We start from the raw sequence: 5,052 nt of genomic DNA, 5'->3' as shown, positions 1-5,052 counted from the left end.
CCGCCGGAGGAGATCCGCCGCATCAGGGGCAAGCGGATCGGCATGATCTTCCAGGATCCGCTGACCAGCCTCAATCCGCTCTACCGGATCGGCGACCAGATCATCGAGACCATTCGCACCCACAGCAATCTGAGCGAGAGCGCCGCGCGCAGGCGCGCTATCGATCTGTTGGCCGAGGTCGGCATTCCCGCGCCGGAAAAGCGCATAGACGGCTACCCGCACGAATTCTCCGGCGGCATGCGCCAGCGCGTCGTGATCGCGCTTGCGATCTGCGCCGAGCCCGAACTGATCATCGCCGACGAGCCGACCACCGCGCTCGACGTCTCCGTGCAGGCGCAGATCATCGCGCTGATCAAGCGGCTCGGCCGCGACCACGGCACCGCCGTGATGCTGGTGACCCACGACATGGGCGTGATCGCCGAAACCTGTGACCGCGTTGCGGTGATGTATTCCGGCCGCATCGCCGAGATCGGCCCGGTGCAGGAGGTGGTGCGCAACCCGCTGCATCCCTATGCCAAGGGCCTGATGGGCGCGATCCCGACCCTCGCCGGCGAGGACAAGCGCCTGGTGCAGATCCCCGGCTCGATGCCGCGGCTGTCGGCGATTCCGCCGGGCTGCCCGTTCAATCCGCGCTGCGCGTTTGCCTTCGATCGCTGCCACGTCGAACGCCCCGAGCCGATCCGGCAGGGCACGCAATCCGTCGCCTGCCACCTGTTTGAGCCGGCGAAGGAGACGGCGGCATGAGCGGGACGTTGATCGAGGTCAGGAACCTGCGCCGCGTCTTCGACGTCTCCAAACCGTGGCTCAACCGCGTGATCGAGGGCGGCCATCTCGAATTCCTGAAAGCCGTCGACGGCGTCTCTTTCGACATCAAGCGCGGCGAGACCTTCGCGCTGGTCGGCGAATCCGGTTCCGGCAAGACCACGGTCGCGCGGATGGTGGTCGGCCTGCTGCCGCCGAGCTCGGGCGAGGTCGTCATCGACGGCGTCTCGATGACCGACCCGCGGCAGGGCCAGGCGCGCCGCCGCTTGCGCCGGCGCATCCAGATGGTTTTCCAGGATCCCTATGCGAGCCTCAATCCGCGCTACCGGGTCGCCGCCATCGTCGCCGAGCCGATCCGCGCCTTCGACCTGATCCAGGGCGAGCGCGACGTCAAGGCTCGGGTCGGCGAATTGCTCTCGCTGGTCGGCCTGCACCCCGACGACGGTCAAAAATTCCCGCATGAATTTTCCGGCGGCCAGCGCCAGCGCATCGCGATCGCCCGCGCGCTGGCATCGGAGGCCGAGTTCATCGTCTGCGACGAGCCGACCTCGGCGCTCGACGTCTCCGTGCAGGCGCAGATCCTCAACCTGATGCGCGACCTGCAGGACAAGTTCGGCCTCACCTATCTCTTCATCAGCCACAATCTCGCAGTGGTCCGCCACATGGCGAGCCGGATCGGCGTGATGTATCTCGGCCGCATCGTCGAGATCGCCGAGGGCAGAGAATTGTTTGAGAACCCGCGGATGCCCTACACGAAGATGCTGCTCGGCGCGGTTCCGGACCTTGCGATGTCCGGCCGCCAGCGCATCCCGGTGAAGGGCGAGATTCCGAATCCGATCGATCCGCCGTCAGGCTGCTCCTTCAACCCGCGCTGTCCCCTCGCCTTCGATCTCTGCCGCCAGAAGACACCGGAACTGATCGACGGCGTCGCCTGCCATGCCGTCAACAGTCCCGCCGCCGTTCCGGCATGATCACGCGGATGGGAGCGGCCATGTCCACCAAGCGGTTGGCATACCAGCCGGCCTGTGATCAAGTGCGCCCGCCAAAGAGGCCCAACAACAAACCGACGAACGGTCAATCGCCATGAGCAACATCAACCCCGATCCGTTCACAACCCGGCCCGAGATCGAAGGCACTTTCGGCGTCGTCACCTCGACGCACTGGATCGCCACCGCGGTCGGCATGGCAACGCTGGAGAAAGGCGGCAACGCCTTTGACGCCGGAGTGGCCACCGCCTTCACGCTACAGGTGGTCGAGCCGCATCTGAACGGCCCCGGCGGCGACGTTCCGATCATCGTGCACGACGTCAAGCGCGCCAAAAGCGAGGTGATCTGCGGCCAGGGCCCGGCGCCGGCGAAGGCAACCATCGCGCATTATCGCAGCGAGGGTCTCGAGATGGTGCCCGGCACCGGCCTGCTTGCGGCCTGCGTGCCCGGCACATTCGAATCCTGGATGCTGCTGCTGCGCGACTACGGCACCATGAAGCTGCGCGACGTGCTGGAGCCCGCGATCGCCTACGCACGCGACGGCTATCCGCTGGTCGAGCGTGCATCGGCCACCATCAAGACCGTCGAGCAACTGTTCCGGAAATACTGGACTACATCGGCCGACGTCTATCTGCCCAACGGCGAGGTGCCGAAGCCCGGCACCATCTTCACCAACAAGAAGCTCGCGGAAACTTACACACGCATCCTCGATGAGGCAGAGAGCGCCGGCGGCGATCGCGTGGCGCAGATCGAGCGCGCGCGGCAGGCCTGGTCGAAGGGCTTCGTCGCCGAGGCGATCGATAAGTTCTGCCGCACCCAGGAGGTGATGGACGTCTCCGGCTCGCCGCACCGCGGCGTGCTGTCGGCCGACGACATGGCGCGTTGGCAGCCGACCATCGAGGCGCCGCTCACCTATGATTACGGTCGCTACACCGTGCAGAAGGCCGGGGTCTGGAGCCAGGGTCCGGTGATGCTCCAGCAACTCGCGCTGCTGAAAGGTTTCGAGCTCGACGGGCTCGATCCCGCAGGCCCCGACTTCATCCATCTGCAGATCGAAGCCGCCAAGCTCGCCTACGCCGATCGCGAGACGTTCTACGGCGACCCGAAATTCACCGACATCCCGATCGAGACGCTGCTGTCCGATGCCTATAACAACGAACGGCGCAAGCTGATCTCGAAAGACAAGGCTTCGCTCGACTTCCGCCCCGGCTCGCTCGAGGGCTTCGGCGGCGTCGTGAAGTTGCGACACGCCGAAGGGCATCGCGAAGCGGTCGGCGCCATGGGCGCGGGCGAGCCGACCGTCGGCCGGTTCGGCGAGGTGCGCGGCGACACCGTGCATTTCGACATCATCGACAAGGCCGGCAACATGATCTCGGCGACGCCGTCCGGCGGCTGGCTGCAATCCTCGCCGGTGATTCCCGAGATCGGCTTTTGCCTCGGCAGCCGCGCCCAGATGTTCTGGCTCGAGGAGAACCACCCTGCCTCGCTCGCGCCGGGCAAGCGGCCGCGCACCACACTGTCGCCGACCATGGCGCTGCGCGACGGCGAGCCGTATCTCTCCTGGGGCTCGCCGGGCGGCGACCAGCAGGACCAGTGGATCACGCAGTTCTTCCTGCGCCATGTCCACGCCGGTCTCAATCTGCAGGAGGCGATCGACGCCCCGGCCTGGCACTCCGAGCATTTCCCGATCTCGTTCTGGCCGCGCACGTCGCGGCCCGGTGTGCTGGTGCTGGAGAATCGCGTGCCGAAATCGACCATCGACGAATTGAAACGCCGCGGCCATGTGGTTGAGATTGGTCCCGATTGGTCGGAAGGCCGCCTCACCGCGGCCTCGAAGGTCGGCGCCCGCCGCCGCGCCGCCGCCAATCCGCGCGGGATGCAGGGTTACGCCGCAGGCCGCTAACACAAGGTGATCGCCACAGCATGATGACGTCCGGTCGGATCGCGGAGCGAGCCCCAAACTCCACCTCGCCCCGCTTGCGGGGAGAGGTCGGATCGCATCGAAGATGCGATCCGGGTGAGGGGGAGTCTCCGCGAACTCGATTTGTACCATCTTCGCGGAACAAGCCCCTCACCCCAGCCCTCTCCCCGCGAAGAGCGGGGAGAGGGAGAAGAGACGCGAGATGACCTGGTCGATCATCGCCCGCGACAGCGCCACCGGCCAGCTCGGCATCGCCGTCGCGACGCGGTTCTTCGCGGTCGGCGCGCTTGTGCCGCACATCGCACCCGGGATCGGCGCGGTGGCGACGCAGGCGCTGGTCAATCCCTATTACGGCATCGACGGCCTCGCGCTGCTGCGCGGTGGCAACAGCCCGCATGAGGTGATCGCGGCGCTGATTGCGCCCGACAGCGGCCGCGAGAGCCGGCAGGTCCATGTCATCGACGCCAGGGGCCGCATCGCAGCGCACTCCGGCAAGGACTGCATCGACTGGTTCGGCCATATCGCCGGCGACGGGTTCTCGGTCGCCGGCAACATGCTGGCCGGACCCGCGGTGCTCGACGAGACCGCGCGCGTTTATGCCGCGAACGAGAAGCTGCCGTTCGCGGAACGGCTGATTAAGGCGATGTTCGCCGGCGAAGCGGCCGGTGGCGACAAGCGCGGCAAGCAATCGGCGGCTCTTCTGATCCACGGCGCAGAGGAATGGCCGGCGCTCGATCTGCGCGTCGACGATCACACCGATCCCTTGCGCGAGCTGGAGCGGCTGGAGGCCGTCAGCCGCGAGCACTGGGTTCCGTTCCGGAGCTTCATGCCGACCCGCGACAACCCGGCCGGAACCAGCGATCGCGCCACGATCGACGCCGGCATCGCAGCGGCAACCACGAGCCGCGAATGACGGCGTGCCCGCTGATCGAGATCGAGGGCCTGCGCGTCACCTTCCAGGGCGACGACGGCCGCGTGACGCATGCCGTCGACAGCGTCGATCTTTCCGTCGCCAACGGCGCCACGCTCGGCCTGGTCGGCGAGTCCGGCTGCGGCAAGAGCGTGACCTCGCTTGCGATCATGGGGCTGTTGCCGAAGCAATCCGCCGCCGTCTCCGGCACGATCCGCTTCGACGGCTTCGACCTGCTCGACGTGCCTGATGCGACGCTGCGCGACCTGCGCGGCAATCGCCTCGCGATGATTTTCCAGGAGCCGATGACCTCGCTCAACCCGAGCTTCACCATCGGCGACCAGATCACCGAGACGATTCTGCGCCACCGCGGCGGCTCCCGGCGCGCGGCGCGCGAACGCACCATCGAGCTGCTGCGCCGCGTGCATATTCCCTCGCCCGAGAAACGCGTCGACGAATTTCCGCACAAGCTT

The 5,052-nt window shown here is 67.0% G+C and carries 5 protein-coding genes; all 5 read left to right on the top strand.

The annotated features are described in order from the left end of the window. Positions 1-744: ABC transporter ATP-binding protein (locus tag AKL29_RS25065; RefSeq protein WP_244482394.1), on the top strand; the 744-nt coding region annotated here is incomplete at its 5' end. Continuing rightward, the gene (locus AKL29_RS25060) at positions 741-1,733 is read left to right on the top strand and encodes an ABC transporter ATP-binding protein (protein WP_028331831.1); all 993 of its coding nucleotides are present in this window, start codon (positions 741-743) and stop codon (positions 1,731-1,733) included. The genes AKL29_RS25065 and AKL29_RS25060, both read left to right, overlap by 4 nt. Positions 1,734-1,845: 112 nt before the next feature. Next, positions 1,846-3,651, top strand: a complete 1,806-nt coding sequence (locus AKL29_RS25055) for a gamma-glutamyltransferase family protein (RefSeq protein WP_050386014.1) — start codon at positions 1,846-1,848, stop codon at positions 3,649-3,651. Positions 3,652-3,871: 220 nt separating this feature from the next. Beyond that, the gene (locus AKL29_RS25050; RefSeq protein ID WP_050386013.1) at positions 3,872-4,582 is read left to right on the top strand and encodes a DUF1028 domain-containing protein; all 711 of its coding nucleotides are present in this window, start codon (positions 3,872-3,874) and stop codon (positions 4,580-4,582) included. Beyond that, on the top strand, positions 4,579-5,052 hold a 474-nt coding region (locus tag AKL29_RS45535; RefSeq protein ID WP_244482392.1), incomplete at its 3' end, for an ATP-binding cassette domain-containing protein. The genes AKL29_RS25050 and AKL29_RS45535, both read left to right, overlap by 4 nt.

Origin of the sequence: Bradyrhizobium pachyrhizi (assembly GCF_001189245.1) — a bacterium.
Taxonomy (GTDB): Bacteria; Pseudomonadota; Alphaproteobacteria; order Rhizobiales; family Xanthobacteraceae; genus Bradyrhizobium; species Bradyrhizobium pachyrhizi.
Note: the sequence above shows the minus strand (reverse complement) of the source record. Positions and strands in the feature narration are given on the sequence as shown.

Coding starts and splice junctions, on each gene's coding strand:
- AKL29_RS25060 (WP_028331831.1), top strand. CDS start 741: ATGAGCGGGACGTTGATCGAGGTCAGGAACCTGCGCCGCGTCTTCGAC.
- AKL29_RS25055 (WP_050386014.1), top strand. CDS start 1,846: ATGAGCAACATCAACCCCGATCCGTTCACAACCCGGCCCGAGATCGAA.
- AKL29_RS25050 (WP_050386013.1), top strand. CDS start 3,872: ATGACCTGGTCGATCATCGCCCGCGACAGCGCCACCGGCCAGCTCGGC.